The sequence below is a fragment of the Planctomonas sp. JC2975 genome (assembly GCF_012985205.1).
Classification (GTDB): Bacteria; Actinomycetota; Actinomycetes; order Actinomycetales; family Microbacteriaceae; genus Humibacter.
In genome coordinates, this window is record NZ_JABEKS010000001.1 from 102869 (window position 1) to 119101 (window position 16233).

At 68.0% G+C, this 16233-nt stretch carries 18 protein-coding genes; 10 read left to right on the plus strand and 8 right to left on the minus strand.

The features are described 5' to 3' along the window. Window positions 1–148: 148 nt before the first annotated feature. Window positions 149–562, plus strand: a complete 414-nt coding sequence (locus HII28_RS00510; RefSeq protein ID WP_170023446.1) for a VOC family protein — start codon at window positions 149–151, stop codon at window positions 560–562. An 11-nt stretch (window positions 563–573) separates the two neighbouring features. Further along, the gene (gene ligD, locus HII28_RS00515; protein ID WP_170023447.1) at window positions 574–1626 is read left to right on the plus strand and encodes a non-homologous end-joining DNA ligase; all 1053 of its coding nucleotides are present in this window, start codon (window positions 574–576) and stop codon (window positions 1624–1626) included. Window positions 1627–1655: 29 nt separating this feature from the next. Here ligD and HII28_RS00520 read toward each other — a convergent pair whose 3' ends face one another. The 5 genes from HII28_RS00520 to HII28_RS00540 are packed head-to-tail and all read right to left on the minus strand — an operon-like array spanning window position 1656 to window position 5771. Beyond that, entirely contained in the window at window positions 1656–2714 is a 1059-nt protein-coding gene (locus tag HII28_RS00520; RefSeq protein ID WP_170023448.1) for an ATP-dependent DNA ligase, read from the minus strand. 38 nt (window positions 2715–2752) lie between these two features. Continuing rightward, a complete protein-coding gene (locus HII28_RS00525) occupies window positions 2753–3640 on the minus strand; it encodes an AlkA N-terminal domain-containing protein (RefSeq protein WP_346769124.1) in 888 nt (295 codons plus the stop codon). Then, window positions 3637–4215 carry a methylated-DNA--[protein]-cysteine S-methyltransferase gene (locus HII28_RS00530; RefSeq protein WP_170023449.1) on the minus strand — a complete coding sequence of 193 codons (579 nt, stop codon included), beginning with the start codon at window positions 4213–4215 and terminating at the stop codon, window positions 3637–3639. Before HII28_RS00530 ends, HII28_RS00525 begins: the two co-directional genes overlap by 4 nt. Then, the gene (locus HII28_RS00535; RefSeq protein WP_205864666.1) at window positions 4212–4703 is read right to left on the minus strand and encodes a sigma-70 family RNA polymerase sigma factor; all 492 of its coding nucleotides are present in this window, start codon (window positions 4701–4703) and stop codon (window positions 4212–4214) included. The genes HII28_RS00530 and HII28_RS00535 overlap by 4 nt, the downstream gene beginning before the upstream one ends. A gap of 39 nt (window positions 4704–4742) precedes the next feature. Then, window positions 4743–5771, minus strand: coding sequence for an LLM class flavin-dependent oxidoreductase (locus tag HII28_RS00540; RefSeq protein ID WP_170023450.1), 1029 nt, complete (start codon window positions 5769–5771; stop codon window positions 4743–4745). A 201-nt stretch (window positions 5772–5972) separates the two neighbouring features. Here HII28_RS00540 and HII28_RS00545 point away from each other — a divergent pair, with 201 nt between their 5' ends. Together HII28_RS00545 and HII28_RS00550 are read left to right on the plus strand one after the other, a co-directional pair. Then, the gene (locus HII28_RS00545) at window positions 5973–7127 is read left to right on the plus strand and encodes a YihY/virulence factor BrkB family protein (protein ID WP_170023451.1); all 1155 of its coding nucleotides are present in this window, start codon (window positions 5973–5975) and stop codon (window positions 7125–7127) included. Window positions 7128–7269: 142 nt separating this feature from the next. Next, window positions 7270–7584 (plus strand): hypothetical protein, encoded by a 315-nt coding sequence (locus HII28_RS00550; protein ID WP_170023452.1) that lies wholly within the window; start codon window positions 7270–7272, stop codon window positions 7582–7584. Window positions 7585–7674: 90 nt separating this feature from the next. On the opposite strand, the gene HII28_RS00555 is transcribed toward HII28_RS00550, so the two are convergent. Further along, entirely contained in the window at window positions 7675–10104 is a 2430-nt protein-coding gene (locus tag HII28_RS00555; protein WP_170023453.1) for an ATP-dependent DNA ligase, read from the minus strand. A gap of 67 nt (window positions 10105–10171) precedes the next feature. On the opposite strand from HII28_RS00555, the gene HII28_RS00560 reads away from it, so the two are divergent. Then, window positions 10172–11047, plus strand: a complete 876-nt coding sequence (locus HII28_RS00560; RefSeq protein WP_170023454.1) for a Ku protein — start codon at window positions 10172–10174, stop codon at window positions 11045–11047. 162 nt (window positions 11048–11209) lie between these two features. Further along, window positions 11210–12094, plus strand: coding sequence for an NUDIX domain-containing protein (locus tag HII28_RS00565; RefSeq protein WP_170023455.1), 885 nt, complete (start codon window positions 11210–11212; stop codon window positions 12092–12094). Between the two features lie 39 nt (window positions 12095–12133). Here HII28_RS00565 and HII28_RS00570 read toward each other — a convergent pair whose 3' ends face one another. Further along, entirely contained in the window at window positions 12134–12595 is a 462-nt protein-coding gene (locus HII28_RS00570) for a hypothetical protein (protein ID WP_170023456.1), read from the minus strand. A gap of 78 nt (window positions 12596–12673) precedes the next feature. Then, on the minus strand, window positions 12674–13498 hold the full coding sequence (locus HII28_RS00575) for a DUF1295 domain-containing protein (RefSeq protein WP_170023457.1): 825 nt from the start codon (window positions 13496–13498) through the stop codon (window positions 12674–12676). A 165-nt stretch (window positions 13499–13663) separates the two neighbouring features. Between HII28_RS00575 and HII28_RS00580 the strand changes: the two genes are divergently transcribed. From HII28_RS00580 to HII28_RS00595, 4 genes are all read left to right on the plus strand, one after another. After that, window positions 13664–14296 carry a CDP-alcohol phosphatidyltransferase family protein gene (locus HII28_RS00580; RefSeq protein WP_346769125.1) on the plus strand — a complete coding sequence of 211 codons (633 nt, stop codon included), beginning with the start codon at window positions 13664–13666 and terminating at the stop codon, window positions 14294–14296. Next, window positions 14289–14762 (plus strand): FHA domain-containing protein, encoded by a 474-nt coding sequence (locus HII28_RS00585; RefSeq protein WP_346769126.1) that lies wholly within the window; start codon window positions 14289–14291, stop codon window positions 14760–14762. The genes HII28_RS00580 and HII28_RS00585 overlap by 8 nt, the downstream gene beginning before the upstream one ends. Further along, window positions 14762–15469, plus strand: coding sequence for a MerR family transcriptional regulator (locus HII28_RS00590; protein ID WP_170023459.1), 708 nt, complete (start codon window positions 14762–14764; stop codon window positions 15467–15469). Before HII28_RS00585 ends, HII28_RS00590 begins: the two co-directional genes overlap by 1 nt. A gap of 121 nt (window positions 15470–15590) precedes the next feature. After that, window positions 15591–16139: a MerR family transcriptional regulator gene (locus HII28_RS00595; protein ID WP_170023460.1), complete on the plus strand. Its 549-nt coding sequence runs from the start codon at window positions 15591–15593 to the stop codon at window positions 16137–16139. The last annotated feature ends 94 nt before the right edge of the window (window positions 16140–16233 follow it).

The window sequence follows — 16233 nt, forward strand, 5'->3', positions numbered from 1 at the left end:
CGCAGAACGCGCGTGAACGGCGTCCGTCGTCATCCGATCGGTCCGCGTCCGCGTGTGAAGGACAGAGCGCCACACCACCACACGATGCGGTCGGGCCGCGGATGTCGGCACCGGATACCCGGCTGAGACCGATGAAGGAGATCCAGTCATGTCCGTCGTCCTCAATCCCTATCTGAGCTTCCGCGACAACGCGCGTCAGGCGATGGAGTTCTACCAATCCGTCTTCGGCGGCGACCTCACCGTGAGCACGTTCCGCGACTTCCACATGACGGAGGACGAGAGCGAGCTCGACAAGGTCATGCACTCCCAGCTCACAGCTCCCGGCGGCATCACGCTGATGGGTTCCGACACGCCGAACCGCATGGAGTACGCGCCGGGCGGCGCGATCACCGTTTCCCTGAGCGGCGACGACGAGCCGACCCTGCGCCGCTACTGGGACGGCCTGTCTCAGGGAGCGACCATCACGGAGCCGCTCGCCCAGGCGCCGTGGGGAGACTGGTTCGGCATGCTGGTCGACCGGTTCGGCGTGGCCTGGATGGCAAACATCTCCGGCCAAGCCTGATACTGGAGCGCATGGCAGACGAGACCACGCTCGACGTCGACGGGCCGCACGGCCCGCGGTCGGTGCGCATCAGTCACCCGGGACGCATCGTGTACCCGGAGGCGGGGATCACCAAACTCGACCTCGCGCAGTACGCCGTCACCGTCGCGGATCCGTTCCTGAAGGCGAACGGCGACAGGCCCGTCTCGCTGCAGCGGTTCCGCGACACGATCGACGGCGAGCAGTTCTTCTCGAAGAACCCGCCGCGCGGCACGCCGTCGTACGTGCGCGACGTGACTGTCGTGTATCCGAGCAAGCGCTCGCATCCGCAACTCGTGCTGGATGAGCCGGCTGCGATCGTCTGGGCGGTGCAGATGGGCACCGTCGTCTTCCATCCGTGGGCGTCTCGCGCCGGGGATTCGGACGATCCCGACCAGTTGCGCATCGATCTCGACCCGCAGCCCGGCACCGACTTCACCGACGCCGTCCCGGCCGCCATCGAGCTCCGCACGGTGCTCTCGGATGCCGGTCTCGAGGCGTACGTCAAGACGTCCGGCAATCGCGGGCTGCACGTGTTCGCACCGATTCGCCCCGAACACGAGTTCCTGGAGGTCAGGCACGCGGTCATCGCCGCTGCCCGCGAGCTGGAACGCCGCATGCCGGATGCCGTCACCACCGCCTGGTGGAAGGAGGAGCGCGGCGAGAAGATCTTCGTCGACTTCAACCAGGCGAACCGCGACCGCACGATGGCCGGCGCATACAGCCCGCGTGCGCTCGCGCACGCACCTGTGTCGTGCCCCGTCACGTGGGACGAGCTGGAGGGAGTGGATCCGCGCGCCTTCACGGTCCTCACGATGCCTCAGCGGCTGGCGGACGTCGGCGACCCATGGGCTGACTTCGGCGAGCGCCCGGGCGGCATCGACGTGCTGTTGTCGTGGTGGGACCGCGACGTGGCGAACGGCCTCGGCGAGATGCCGTTCCCGCCCGATTTCCCGAAGATGCCGGGCGAGCCGCCACGCGTGCAGCCGAGCAAGAAGGTCGCCGACAACTGGGACGCCGACGGCAATCGAGTCAGCGAGGGGTAGACGCTTCGCCGATCGAAGAGCGTTCGCCGCTACTTCAGCACGCGTGACAGGTCGTACGCTGCCGGCACCTCGAGTTGGTCGAACCTGCACGATTCGGGCTCGCGGTCGTCCCGCCACCTCTCGAACTGCACGGTGTGGCGGAAGCGCATCCCCTCGAGCTGGTCGTACCGCACCTCGAGTACGCGTTCCGGGCGCAGCTTGACGAATGAGACGTCCTTGCTGGAGGAGAAGCGACTGCGTTCGCCTTCACCGGTGACGGCGTTGCCGTCCGCGTCGCGTTCCACGAGCGGTGCCAGTTCGTCAACGAGCTCCAGTCGTCGCTTGTCGCTGAACGCGGATGCCCCGCCGACGCTACGCAGCATTCCGTCGGCGTCGTAGAGCCCCAGCAGCAACGATCCGACGCCGTGTCCGCTGGCGTGCACGCGGTATCCGAGCAGCACCACATCGGCCGTGCGGTGGTGCTTCACCTTGAGCATGGTCCTCTTGCCCGGCGCATACGGTGCGTTCAGCGGCTTGGCGACGACGCCGTCCAACCCGGCGCCCTCGAACTCGACGAGCCAGCGTCGGGCGAGGCCGACATCCGTTGTCGTCTGGCACAGGTGCAGCGGATGGGCCCAATCCGCCGCGAGCGACTCCAACGCGTCACGTCGCTCGGCGAACAGACGGTCCATGAGATCGTCGCCCTCGAGCTCGAGCAGATCGAACGCGACGAACATCGCCGGTGTGGTCTCCGACAGCATCGCGATGCGGCTCGCGGCCGGATGGATGCGCTGCGACAGTGCCTCCCAGTCCAGCCGCTCGGAGCCGGGTTCGCCGCGTTGCAGCACGATCTCCCCGTCCAGCACGCAGTGCGGCAGCTGGGCGGCGAATGCGGCGACAAGCTCGGGGAAGTACCGGGTGAGCGGCTTGGATCCGCGGCTGCCGATCTCGACTTCTCGGTCACCGCTCGCGTCGGGCTCGCTCACCGCGACGATGCCGCGGAAGCCGTCCCACTTCGGTTCGTAGGACAGACCGCCCGCCACCGAGTCCTGATCCGGAACGGCGGGGATCGCCTTGGCGAGCATGGGTGCTGGGAGTGTTTCGGCCATGTGCCGATCATGCCCCGAAGCGCGCGCTCGGCACAGGGTCAGCCTCCGGATGTCCGAACGGATGACGCACCCGAGGTGCCGGCAGCATCCGCCGTCCACAGGTGCATGGTGGCGTACGCGCGCCACGGGCGCCAGCGCTCGCCGAGCTCAAGGGCCTCGGCGGGCGAGACGCCCCCGAGCGCTCTGCGCAGCACGAGATCGCCGACCGGATACGCGTCGGGATCCCGCAGCACGCGCAGCGCCAGGTAGTCGACCGTCCAGGGTCCGATGCCCGGCAGGGCGAGCAGTTCGGCCCGCACTGCGCCGGGGTCGCTGGAACGTCCGATCCGGAGCCCTGAGGCGAACGCGCCCGCGAGGGCGATCACCGTGCGGGCCCGAGCGAGCGGGATCCCGACCGCCGCGCGAAGCTCCTCGAGCTCTGCGGCTGCGACGATCGCAGCATCCGGGAACTCGATGAGCCCGTCGGCTCCAGGGGACCCGTACGCCAAGGCCAAGCGTCCGGTGAACGTGCGGCACGCCGCGAGCGACACCTGCTGACCGAGCACCGTCTGCACGGCCGCCTCGAAGCCGTCAGGATGCCCGATCACGCGCACCGCCGGCCGCTCCCGGACCAGCGGACCGAGCACCGGATCGGGATCGAATGCCCTGGTGATGCGATCGAGGTCCGTGTCGAGGTCGAACCACTCCCTGACGAGTTCGACCGTCTCCGGATCCGCCGCGCCGCGGACGGCGACACCCTCCGCACGGATGTCGACTGCGACGGGGGCGACGCCGGATGCCGTGCGCACCAGCCTCGTGACCGTTCCGGCGACCGGATCGATGCGTTCGACCCCCGGCACGCTGTGGTTCACGAGCGATCGCATCACGACGTCGCGGTCGAGCCTGCCGGACAGCACGATGTCGTCGTGCGGAACGACGTCGCTCACGCCGCAGCCTCGAGCTGCAGGAGGGCGCGCTTGGCGTCCAATCCGCCTGCGTATCCGCCGAGGGATCCGTCGCCGCGCAGCACACGGTGGCACGGCACGACCACCGGCAGCGGGTTCGTGGCGCAGGCCGTGCCAACGGCACGGAACGCGCGGGGGCGACCGGCGGCATCCGCGAGCTGACCATAGCTGGCCGTGTGCCCGTACGCGATGGTGGGCAGCAGCCGCTGCACCTCGCCGCGGAACCCGCGGCTGAGGCTGTGGTCGAGCGGCAGGTCGAACTCGGTACGTCGGCGCTCGAAGTATTCGCCGAGCTCGGCGACCGCCTTCTCGAGCCGCAACGGCGCCTCCAGCACACGGGGGCTCACGCGGTCGGCGAGGGTCTGCAGCACGGTGTCGAATCCCTCTCGTTCGAACGCTATGCGCACGATCCCGTTCGAGGTGGCCGCGACGAGCAGCCGTCCGATCGGCGAGTCCGTGTACCGGTAAGCCACATCGAGGAGGCCGCGCTCGCCGGCCTCGCGTTCCAGCCTGTCGTGCAGGGCGCTGAGCCGCTCCTGCATGTCGTTCGTGGTCATCGCTTCGCTCCCATCGTGCGCCGAAGCGAGCGGATGCCGTCTGCCGCCGCACGTCTCGCCGCTTCGGTCGATCCGCCGATGATGTCCGCGACCTCCTGGTACCTCAGTCCGCCCAGGTAGTGATAGGTCACCGCCTGACGCTGACGCTCAGGGAGCGTCGACACGGCTCGCGCCACCTGCGCCGACTCTTCGCGGGACTCCGCCGCGATCTCGGGGATCCCGAGCGCGCTGCGATCCTCTGGCAGCTCTTCGACGGTGATCGGACGCCTGCCCTTGGCGCGCAGCAGGTCGATGCACTTGCGTCGTGCGATCGTCACCAGCCACGCCTCGACGTTCGCGTCGCCGGGGAGGCGCGGATAGGCGTCCAGTGCCGCAAGGAAGGTCTCCGACCACGCGTCGTCCGCGTCGTGCACCGGCAGGATCGATCGGCACACGCGCAGCACCACGCCGCCGTGCGTGTGCACGACGTTCTCGAACGGCATGGGCATCATCACACGGTAGACGCTGCCCACGACGAAAGCGTGAGGTCACTCCGCGAGAAGCTCGCGGACCAGCGGGATCACCTTCGTCGCGTACAGCTCGATCGAGTGCACGAGCAGTTCGTGGGGCATCGGCCCGTTCGCGTACTTGAGGTCGAAGCGGTCGACCCCCAGCACACGGATCGCCTCAGCCATCCGCTTCGCGACGGTCTCCGGAGAACCGACGTAGAGCGATCCGTGGCGCACCTCGCTGATGTACTGCTCCTTGCTCTGCGGAGCCCAGCCGCGCTCGGCGCCGATCCGGTCCATGGTCGCCTTCTGGTACGGATACAGCTGGTCCATGGCGAGCTCGTCGGTGTCGGCGATGAACCCGGGGGAGTGCATGGCCAACGGCATCGGGTCGCGACCCATCTGCTCCTGCGCACGCTTGTACAGATCGACATAGGGAGCGAACCGCCCGGCGTTGCCGCCGATGATGGCCAACGCCATGGGGATCCCGTACCGAACAGACCGGATCACGCTCTCCGGGCTGCCGCCGACCCCCACCCATGCCTTCAGGCGGCCGGATTCGGTCTTCGGGTAGACCTGCTGGTCCGTCAGCGGCGCCCGCACCGTGCCTGCCCACGTGACGGGATCCTCGTCGCGCAGCAGGCTGAACAGCTCCAGCTTCTCCTCGAAGAGCTTCTCGTACTGCGACAGGTCGTAGCCGAACAGGGGGAACGACTCGGTGAACGATCCGCGTCCGAGCGTTACCTCCGCCCGGCCGTTCGAGAGCGCGTCCAGGGTCGCGAATCGCTCGTACACCCGCACCGGATCATCCGAGCTGAGCACGGTCACTGCCGTGCCGACGGTGATGTTCTTCGTGCGGGCGGCGATCGCGGACAGCACGATGTCCGGCGCGCTCACCGCGAAGTCCGCGCGGTGGTGCTCTCCGATGCCGAAGGCATCGATCCCGAGCTCGTCCGCGAGCACGGCCTCGTCGATGACATCGCGGATCGTCTGCGCACCTGGACCCTGCTTGCCGTCCTCGTCGAGGGGGACATCCCCGAATGTGTCCAGTCCGAACTGCACGGTCACAGCGACCCCTTTTCATACGTCTCAGGTGTATGCGAATGCATGGAGCGGCAACGCTGCCGGCTCCATCATCATTCCCGCCGGGCCATCGCGCGTGCAGCCGCTCTTCCGCACTCCACGTTCGACGGGACCATCCCTTGCCCCATCGCGACGCGACGCGCAAGGGGTGGGAGACCCCGCCGCCGTCGGCGTAGCGTGACGAGCATGGATGCCCTCGGGCTGGCGAAGAAGCACTCCGATCGTCTGTCGAAGCGCACGGACAAGCTCGTGAAGTCGCGCACGCGGCACGACGAGCCGGATCCCTCTGCCGCGGAGCCGACCCGTGCACAGGCGGCGCAGCGCAAACGCGAGGCGAAGGCAGCGTCATCCGCCCGCTACGGTCGCATGCCATGGAGCTACGTGCTCTCGCGCACACTGCGCGAATACGGGCGAGACGGATGCTCCGACCTCGCCGCCGGCCTCACCTACTTCTCCGTCCTCTCGGCTCTTCCCGCGCTCCTCGCACTCGTCTCCGTGCTCGGCCTCCTCGGCGCCGGACACCAGGGATCCAAGACCCTCCTCGAGGTCGTCGACGCCGTCGCACCGCAGCAGGTGCAACCGGTGCTTTCCGAGCTCGTCACCCAACTGACCTCGTCGACGGCAGCGGGCATCGGACTCGTGGTCGGCATCGTCGGCGCTGTCTGGTCGGCGTCCGGCTATGTCGGGGCCTTCACCCGGGCCGTCAATCGCATCTACGGCGTCTCCGAGGGACGCAGCACCGTTGTGCTGCGCTCGCAGCAGGTGCTGATCACGGTCGTCGTACTCGTTCTCGTCGTGCTCGTGGTGCTCTCCCTCGTGCTGAGCGGACCGCTGGCACGCACGATCGGCACGGCACTCGGCGTCGGAGACGCCGTGTTCACGACCTGGGAGGTGATCAAGTGGCCGCTGATCGGCGTCTCGGTGATCCTGGCCGTTGTCGTGCTCTTCTTCGGCGCACCGAACCTGCGTCACCTGCGCCTTCGCTACGTCGCGACCGGCGCGGCCGTCGCCGTCGTCGTCATGGTGCTCGGATCGCTCGCGTTCGGCTTCTACACCGCGACTTTCGCGAGCTACAACCGCATCTACGGCACGGTCGGCGGGCTGCTCGTCGCACTGTTGTGGGTCTGGCTGGCGAACCTGGCTCTCGTCATCGGCGCCGAACTGGGATCCGAACTGCATCGCGGGCACGAGCTCTCGCTCGGCCTGCCGGCGGAGACGGCGGTGCTGCTGAGCGTTCGAGGCAAGTCGGCATCCGAGAAGGCGGCAGCGAAGCTGCGCGGCGATGTGGCGGTCGGTGCTGCCATCCGCACTGCGGTGGCCGCACAGCGTTCAGTCGTGTGAGTGCGGATTTCCGCCGAGATCGTCCCGAACCGGGATACCCTGACACCGTTCCCTCCGTGCCCGTCCTTTCGGCGACACCATCGGCGATCAGACTCGCCGGACCACCGCACTGCCACAGCACCACCGGACAAGGGAGACAGCGATGATCGCGTCCATCCTCGAGAACGACACCGTGCACTTCGACCACAGGGGCGTCGGATACGTCATCCATCGCCTCGGTCCCGAGGACTGGGCGGTGCGTTCGGACGACGGACGCACCATCGGATCCCTGACGGTCATGTCGCCCGAAGGCGAGGAGCACGAACCCGTGTACGGCGGCGTGATCGCTGGGCAGACCGAGACGGACTACGAGGGCTCCGACTGGGAGTCGATCGTCCGCGGTCTGGTCAACGAGGCGCTCGAGGCTGACGAACGTGCCGCGGCGGGCGAGGCGGTCAGGGCGCAGCCCGGCGCCTGAACCGCGGCCGCGACTGCGACCACCCGGCAGCCGTCGGAGCGCCGGCCTGATCCGAGCCCAGCGACCTTCTGTCGCGCCCGGGTTCTCCGTTCACGAGCTCTCGCGCACGACGTCCTTCGGATCCTTGTCGGTGCGCCATCCGCGCCACGACGGTTGACGGAGCCTGCCGCCCCTGGTCCATTCGGCGAACTCCACCTCGCCGACGAACACGGGTTCGACCCACCGCACCCCGCGGGCATCGGCGGCGGGAATGTCGTCGAACGGGTCCGTATCGCTGGCGACACCGACGAGTCGCTCGGCGATCTCGTCCAGCTCCGCGTCACCGAATCCGGTCCCCACCTTTCCGACGTAGGCGAGTGCGTCCCCGTCCGGGATGCCGAGCAGGAGCGATCCGACCCCGTTCTCGCGTCGGCCTTCGCCCGGCTTCCATCCGCCGACGACGACCTCTTGCGTGGAGTGATGCTTCACCTTGATCCACGAGGTGGATCGCCGCCCCGCAGCGTAGGTGGACCTGCGGTCCTTCGCGACGATGCCCTCGTATCCGGCGGAACGGCTCTGCTTCATCGCTGCATCGATCGGCCCGTCGACAGTGTCCGGCACCTGGAGCACGCCCCGGTGCCGGTCGGCGACGACGTGCTCGAGCGCCGCGCGTCGCACCTCGTACTCCTCGCCGGTGATGTCGTGCCCGTCGAGTTCCAGGATGTCGAACACGTAGTACCGCACGGGTACCCGGTTCGCGACGCGTGAGATCTCGGCCTCGTCCTGCAGGTTCATCCGCTGCTGGAGCAGGCCGAAATCGGGACGCCCGTCGTCGAGCGCGACGATCTCACCGTCGATCACGACGGGGGAGCGCACGCCGTCCGCGATCCCGGTCAGCTCGGGATACTGCGCCGTCACATCGTTCCCGTTGCGGGTCACGAGGCGAACGGCGCCGTCGGTCACGTACGCGATTGCCCGGATGCCGTCCCACTTGTCCTCGAACGCCCACCGCTCAGGGTCGTGCTCGAGCTCGGCCTGAGTGCCGAGGGTCGCGAGCATGGGGGAGTAGTCCTTGCGCACGCGGTCGGCGACCATGCGATGGATCAGCCAGTTCTTGTCGTCTCCGGATCCGCCGGCGCCGGACTTGCCCGTGTGGATGAGCGCGACCTTCACCGGCTTACCGCCGAGACCGCCGTCCGGCGACGGATGCAGCGTGACGATGACCTCCTCGCCCCCGCGCCACTTCTCCAGGTCGTAGACGCCGGAGTCCCAGATGTCGACGTGACCTGCGCCGTATTCCCCGTGCGGAATGTCCCCGTGGAAGCCGCCGTAGTCGAGCGGATGATCCTCGACGTGCACCGCGAGATGATTCGTCTTCGTGTCCGTCGGCACGCCTTTGGGCAACGCCCAGCTGACCAGCACTCCATCGCGCTCCAGGCGGAAGTCGTAGTGCAGCCGTCTCGCGGCATGCTTCTGGATCACGAACGAGCGACCGGATGTCGTGGCCGGGGTTCCGGCAGGCACGGGTTCGGGCGTCTTGTCGGCATCGCGCTTGCTGCGGTAGACGGTCAGCCGATCCCGAGCCCTTCCAGCATCGCCTCGCTCGGGCTTCTGGGCGCCGGCGTCGATCGCGTGCGGACGAGCATCCGCCAAGGGATCGCCCTTCTTCGCAACGCGGTCGAGCACTTCCTCGTAGTCGAGTTGACGCAGCTTCGGCGATGCGAGCTCCCGCCAGGTCCTGGGCGTCGCGACGGTCGGATGGGCGCGTCCGCGCAGCGAATACGGCGCGATCGTCGTCTTGTTGGAGTTGTTCTGGCTCCAGTCGATGAAGACCTTGCCCGCCCGATCGACGCGCTTCATCGTGCTGATCACCTCGCCACGATGGTCGGCCTCGAGTGCACGCGCCAGTTCGTGGGCCACCTGCGACGCCTGGTCGGACGTCTGCCTGCCGTCCAGTCGCGCGTAGAGGTGGATGCCCTTGCTCCCGCTCGTCACGGGAACCGGGTCCAGCCCCATGCCGGACAGGATGTCCCGCGCCCAGCCGGCGACCTCCGCGCACTCCAGCAGGCCAACGCCATCGCCGGGGTCGAGGTCCAGCACCAGCCGATCGGGATTGCGCCGCGCGCCACGCGGGCCTGCCTGCCACTGCGGCACGTGGATCTCGAGCGCGGCGATCTGCCCCAGCCAGGTCAGCACGGCGGGCTCGTTCACGAGCGGATACACGTTCACGTGATCGCTGTGCTGGATGCTCACGCGGGGCACCCAGGCCGGCGTCCCCTCATCCAGGTTCTTCTGGAAGAACGGCTGCCCGGGATGCTCCGCCGTCCCGACCCCGTTCACCCATCGCTTGCGCGTGGCCGGTCTGCCATGGGCGTGCTCGATCAGGTGATCGGCGATCCTGGCGTAGTACGACAGCACGTCGCCCTTGGTGGTGCCGGTCTCCGGATACAGCACCTTGTCCAGGTTCGAAAGCTTGATCCGATGCCCGTCGACCTCCACCACGGTCGGCCCTGCACCGTCCGAAGCGCCCCCCGCTGTCATGGGAACGACGTTACGCCTGAGGGTCCAAGGGTTGTCGAACCGCGTCTCGGGCGGTGCAATAGACGGTATGCGAGCCATCGGCAAGCGCGTCATCGCGTTCGGACTGGTCAACGTGCCGGTGAAGATCTACAGCGCGACGGAAGACCACGACGTGTCGCTGCACCAGGTGCACGACAAGGATGGCGGACGCATCCGCTACCAGCGTCGCTGCGAGATCGACGGGGAGATCGTCCCGTACGAGCACATCGTGAAGGCTTACGACTCCGGCGACCAGACGGTTGTGCTGACGGATGAGGACCTCTCGTCCTTGCCGGAGGAGCGCAGCAACGAGATCGAAGTGGTCGAGTTCGTTCCCGACGACCAGGTCGATCCGATCATGTTCGAGCGCAGCTACTTCCTCGAGCCCGATTCCCGCTCCTCGAAGGCGTACGTGCTCCTCCGGCAGACCCTGGAGGCCACCAACCGCACCGCCATCGTCAAGTTCGCATTGCGCCAGAAGACGCGACTCGGTGCGCTGCGCGTGCGAGACGGCATCCTCATGTTGCAGGGCTTGCTCTGGGCCGACGAGGTGCGACAACCGGAGTTCTCGAGCCTGTCGGAGACCGTGCAGATCACCGACAAAGAGCTCGACATGTCGTCGAAGCTCGTGGCGAGCTACGAGAGCGACTTCGAGCCGGAGAAGTACGACGACGACTACCAGATCCAGCTCCAGAAGCTCATCGACGCCAAGCTCGAGCAGGGCGACACCATCGACACCGAGGCCACGTTCGGCCAAGAGTCAGAGGGGGAGAAGGGCGAGGTCCTCGACCTCATGGAGGCGCTGAGGCGCAGTGTCGAGAAGAACCGCGGCGAGAAGGGGAGTGCGGCATCGGCCGGGAAGGCCGGCGGTTCTAAGGTGAGCGGCGAGCGGGCGACCCGCGGATCCCGCAAGAAGGCGGGCTGACGCAGACCGTGCGTCATCTCCGGACACGACGGGGATCGGCTCATCGGCGGGCCGCGTTCGGCTGGAAGACTGGGCGGATGAGGTCCTGCACGTCTTCGTCCGTCCCCGAACGCCGATGCGTACTCGCAGCGCGCGTGCTCAGCGAGACGGCGGTCTAGCAGCATGGTGCTGGAGAGACGTCCGCTCGGAAGCGGCGACGGCTGGGTGAACGGTCCGGACGGCCGCCGATTCTGGGGCACGTTCGGCGCGGCTGGACTGCTGGTCACGCTTCCCGATGCCGGGGTGCTGCTCCAGCATCGCGCGGAGTGGAGCCACTTCGGCGGCACGTGGGGTCTGCCCGGCGGCGCACGCCACAAAGGGGAGAGCGCGCAGCAAGGCGCCATTCGGGAGGCCTCGGAGGAGGCCGGAGTCCCTTCGGCGTCGGTGCGACCGCGGTTCCTCTCCCTGCTCGACCTCGGCTGGTGGTCCTACTCCACGGTCGTGGCGGCGACGAGCGAGTTCTTCGAGCCGGTGATCGGCGATGCCGAGAGCATCGAGGTGTGCTGGGTCCCCGTCGACGAGGTAGCGTCGTTGCCTTTGCACCCGGGATTCGCCGAGCGCTGGCCGCAGCTGCGCGACGACCTGGGCCGCGATCCCGTCGTCATCGTCGACGCCGCCAATGTCGTGGGGTCCCGACCCGACGGCTGGTGGCGCGACCGCGCGGGTGCCGCGGCACGGCTCGTGCACCGGCTGGCGACCCTGGACCAGGTGGGCTGGCCCGCCGACGCGCTCGGTCTGCCCCATCACGCGTGGTGGCCGAGCGTCGTGGTGGTGCTAGAAGGCGAGGCGAAGCGGATGCCCGACTCCGAGCATCCGAATTCCCTCACCATCGTTCGCGCCGAAACCGACGGAGATTCCGCGATCGTGGAACAGGTGCGCTCGCTGTCGCGGCCGGATCAGGCGATCGTCGTCACCGCGGACAGGGGACTCGCAGATCGGGTGACAGCCCTCGGCGCTTCAACGGCATCGCCCGGCGGCCTGCTGCGAGCGTTCGACGCCCTCGCCTGAGACGCTCCGCCCGGCGCGGGATCGGGCTACCGCTGGCCGTCAGCCCAGGGGGACGGTCACGTCCTCGGCGAGCGATTCCTTCCACCTCACGAGCGCGCGGACCGTCGAACTGGCGTCCTGCGCCAGTCGCTCCATGGCGTCGTCGGGCACGAAGTAGTTCACGGCGACCCAGCCGCGCACGGTCTCCGACCCGTCGGATGCGAGTTCCCGCAGCACGTCGCACGGAGTCGCCTCGTTGCGCGCGACGCAGCCACGCACCCCGGCGTCCGGATCGTGAGCCAGGGTCTCGAACAGGTCGGCCGGCGTGTTGTAGTTGCTCGCAACGCTCTCCCGGATCTTCGGGTTCTCGTGCTGGGCGAGCAGTCGCAGCCGGCGGATCTTGCTGTCCGTCAACGGCGGCATGGGATGCAGTGCGGCAGCCTCCTCCGCCGTCAGCATGGCGGGCGCTGCACGCCGCATCGCCTCACGCTGGGCAGGAGTGTTGAACCGGATGCACGACATGCCCTCCACGTTAATCCAGGCGCACGATACCGTGGCGAGGCGCGGCGCAGGTTGGAGCTCCGGCGACGCGTGCCGGGATCAGCGTGTGGCTGCCTCAGCCGCCCTGCGCCGCGGCGGCCACGGGACGATCGGCGACGTCGTGGCCTGGTAATCCGCGTACTCCGGATACCGCCTGCGCGAAATGCTCTCCGTGAACACGGTCGAACCGATGAACAGCGCTGTGAGGAGGACAGCGCCGAGCACCGTCCATTGCAGCACGGATCCGGCGGCGATCGCCCCGAAGAAGAACACCACCCACCACTGCGCCTGCTCGAAGAAGAAGTTGGGGTGCCGCGAGAAGCGGAACAGGCCCGACTGGAGGAAGCGCGGAGACGGCTCGCGTCCTGCCACGACTTCCGACGCCTTCCAATGGTGGAAGTCCCATTGCTGCTGATCGGCAACGGTCTCCCCGACGAGGAAGGCGAGGAACACGACGACAGCGACGACGTCCAGCACAGTGAACGGCGTGCGATGCTGGTACGCCGTCCACGCGGGGAGCGTGATCAGAAAGAGCAGCACGTTCTGGTAGATCACGATGAAGAAGAGGTTGAACAGGAACCACTTCCAGCCAGCGATCCTCGAGCGCAGGAACGCCCAGCGATAGTCCTCGCCGCCCGGTGCGTAGCCGCCCTTGCGGGCGAAGTTGAAGGTGAGGCGCGCTCCCCACAGCGTGACGAGCGCGGCCATCACATCCAGCCGCACGTCCGTCATCCCTGCGGCCACGGCATAGACCCACACATAGGCGACGGGGACCAGCGACCAGATCCGGTCGACCCAGGAGTATTCCTTCGTGATCAACGACAGCACCCACGTCGCGACGCAGATGGCGGCGAGGATCCACAGGCACACGATCACGGGGGACATGCTTCGGATTCTAGGGCCGCCGCCGTCCCCGCCAGCGCACACAGGTGCGGCGCGGAGCGCTACGAGGCCAGGGGACAGCCGGCGTCATCCCAGGAGCCTCCGCAACCCGTCACCCGATCGAGGGTCGTCAGCGATCACGGCCGAGGCAGCCTAAGATTGCGAGGCGTGGCACAGGCATCCGGCACGGTCTCCTCGCGAGTGCTGACCGTCCCCAATCTGCTGAGCTTCTTCCGGCTCGCGCTGGTTCCTGTCTTCCTGTGGTTCGTCATCGCCGCCTGGGATGCGTGGGCGCTTGTCGTGCTCATCATCGCCAGCGTGACGGACTTCTTCGACGGATATCTGGCCCGACGCCTCGGCCAGGTATCGCGCCTCGGCCAGTTGCTCGACCCGGCAGCGGATCGGCTGTACATCTTCGCCGCCCTGATCGGCCTCGCCTGGCGGGACCTGCTGCCGTGGTGGCTCGTGATCGCGATCATCGCCAGGGACGTGATGCTCCTCATCCTCGGCATCGTGCTGGCGAACCACGGACACGGTCCGCTCCCCGTGCACCATCTCGGCAAGGTGGCGACGTTCGCGCTCCTCGTGGCGCTCCCTGTGCTGATGCTGGGCGAGGCCTTCCACGAGATCGCCTGGGCGTCGCAGCCCATCGGCTGGGCGATAGCCCTTTGGGGTGCGTTCCTGTACTGGTGGGCCGGCATCCTCTATGTTCGCGAAACCGCCCGGGTGGTGCGGCGCGCGCCTGCCAACGATGGCGTGGCATCCGATACGCTTTCCGGAGAGGAGGTCGACGGTGGCTGAGCAGAACGACCCGAACCGCGAAGCGCAGCGAGCCGGGGGAGACGACACGACCGCGGGCTTCGGTGAGGAATTCGCCGCAGCGATGAACGCGCAGGCGGCTGGAGTCACTCCCGAAGAGCGCGAGGCTATAGGTGCATTGCCGAGCGGATCGGCCCTCTTGATCGTGCGACGCGGACCCAACACGGGTGCGCGGTTCCTCTTGGACGCCGACATCACGACGGCCGGCCGGCACCCCGATGCCGACATCTTCCTCGACGACGTGACGGTGTCACGTCGGCATGCGGAGTTCATCCGCCACGGGAACGTGTTCGAGGTCAAGGACCTCGGGTCGCTCAACGGCACGTACTTCGATGGCGTCCGCGTGGAGAGCGCCATCCTGAGCGACGGTGCCGAGGTGCAGATCGGCAAGTTCCGGCTCACGTTCTACGCCGCCCGCTCCGACCTGGACGCGTCAGCGTCGGCCTGATGTCCCGCGAGTCCACCCAGGCGCGCGAATCCGCGGCAGCCCGTGGACCGCTCCTCGGCATCGGTCAGGTGCTTGCGCAGCTGACCCCGGACTTCCCGGACCTGGCGCCGTCCAAACTGCGGTTCCTCGAGGAGCAGGGGCTCGTCACGCCCGCTCGCACGGCATCGGGGTACCGCAAGTTCTGCGCGGATGACGTCGAGCGACTCCGCACCATCCTCACCCTGCAGCGAGAGCACTATTTGCCGCTGAAGGTGATCCGCGGATATCTCGCCGAGCAGGACGCCGGCCGCACCCCGATCATCCCCGGTGCGACGGGCCCCACACGGCCGAGCATTCTCTCAACGGGCCGACGCTTCAGCAGGGAAGAACTGTTGAGCGAAGCGGATGCCGCTCCCGCGCTTCTTCAGGAGGCTATCGCCTCATCGCTCATCGTCCCCGCCGACGTGTACGGAGAGGACCAGCTCACCGTGCTCAAGGCGCTCGTCGAACTGCACCGGAGCGGAATCGAGCCGCGCCACCTGCGTGGCCTGCGGGCTTCGGCCGAGCGGGACATCGGTCTCATCGAGACTGCGCTGGCACCCGTCGCACGGCGTTCCGACACGAGCGCGCGTGCCCGTGCCGGCGAACTCGGCCGGGAACTCGCAGACGATCTGGAAACGGTGCGATCGGGCATCGTTCGAGCCGCCCTCGCGCGGCTGGCGCAGTGAGTGGCGCGCGACCGCGACACGCCGACCTGTTCGACCGGATGTCGTTGCTCGCCTCCGCGGGCACGGTTACCGTTGACTGTACGCCGCTGAGACGACGTATCCGGGGTGAGAGGGACAGCGCATGACCGAAGTTCGTCGAAACGACGACGCTCGCTACGACCTCGGGTTCCTCTTCACCGACGGGCTCCCAGAGATGGATGACGTGACGGGTTACCGCGGCGCAGTCGCTGCGCGGGCCGCGGGCATCAGCTATCGACAGCTCGACTACTGGGCACGTACGGGACTCGTCGAGCCCACCGTCCGCGGGGCCGCCGGCAGCGGATCGCAACGGCTCTACGGATTCCGCGACATCCTCGTGCTCAAGCTCGTGAAGCGCCTCCTCGACACCGGGATCTCACTGCAGCAGATCCGCACCGCCGTCGAGCAGTTGCGGCGAGAGGGCGTCAGCGACCTGGCGCAGACCACCCTCATGAGCGATGGCGCCAGCGTTTACCTCTGCACGTCGGACGACGAGGTCATCGATCTTGTGGGCCGTGGGCAGGGAGTTTTCGGGATCGCCGTCGGCAAGGTGCTGCGCGAGGTCGAGACCAGCCTGGTCGAGCTGGATGTGCAGGCAACTGACTCCATGGACGAGCTCGCCCAGCGTCGCGCATCGAAGAAGATCTCGTAGCCCCCGCTCCCTGAGCGAGCACGGCGGTCGTCACGGTTCCCCAGGTGCTGGCGACGAGTCGAGGGACACTGTTCCGAGCACGCGCACACGTCGG

Bases quoted from the DNA above. Each gene is read 5' to 3' on its own strand.
- HII28_RS00570 (WP_170023456.1), bottom strand. From the start codon at position 12,595: ATGTCGTGCATCCGGTTCAACACTCCTGCCCAGCGTGAGGCGATGCGG.
- HII28_RS00535 (WP_205864666.1), bottom strand. From the start codon at position 4,703: ATGCCCATGCCGTTCGAGAACGTCGTGCACACGCACGGCGGCGTGGTG.
- HII28_RS00565 (WP_170023455.1), top strand. From the start codon at position 11,210: ATGGTGCTGGAGAGACGTCCGCTCGGAAGCGGCGACGGCTGGGTGAAC.
- HII28_RS00510 (WP_170023446.1), top strand. From the start codon at position 149: ATGTCCGTCGTCCTCAATCCCTATCTGAGCTTCCGCGACAACGCGCGT.
- HII28_RS00595 (WP_170023460.1), top strand. From the start codon at position 15,591: ATGACCGAAGTTCGTCGAAACGACGACGCTCGCTACGACCTCGGGTTC.
- HII28_RS00530 (WP_170023449.1), bottom strand. From the start codon at position 4,215: ATGACCACGAACGACATGCAGGAGCGGCTCAGCGCCCTGCACGACAGG.
- HII28_RS00545 (WP_170023451.1), top strand. From the start codon at position 5,973: ATGGATGCCCTCGGGCTGGCGAAGAAGCACTCCGATCGTCTGTCGAAG.
- HII28_RS00555 (WP_170023453.1), bottom strand. From the start codon at position 10,104: ATGACAGCGGGGGGCGCTTCGGACGGTGCAGGGCCGACCGTGGTGGAG.
- HII28_RS00575 (WP_170023457.1), bottom strand. From the start codon at position 13,498: ATGTCCCCCGTGATCGTGTGCCTGTGGATCCTCGCCGCCATCTGCGTC.
- ligD (WP_170023447.1), top strand. From the start codon at position 574: ATGGCAGACGAGACCACGCTCGACGTCGACGGGCCGCACGGCCCGCGG.
- HII28_RS00520 (WP_170023448.1), bottom strand. From the start codon at position 2,714: ATGGCCGAAACACTCCCAGCACCCATGCTCGCCAAGGCGATCCCCGCC.
- HII28_RS00590 (WP_170023459.1), top strand. From the start codon at position 14,762: ATGTCCCGCGAGTCCACCCAGGCGCGCGAATCCGCGGCAGCCCGTGGA.
- HII28_RS00550 (WP_170023452.1), top strand. From the start codon at position 7,270: ATGATCGCGTCCATCCTCGAGAACGACACCGTGCACTTCGACCACAGG.
- HII28_RS00560 (WP_170023454.1), top strand. From the start codon at position 10,172: ATGCGAGCCATCGGCAAGCGCGTCATCGCGTTCGGACTGGTCAACGTG.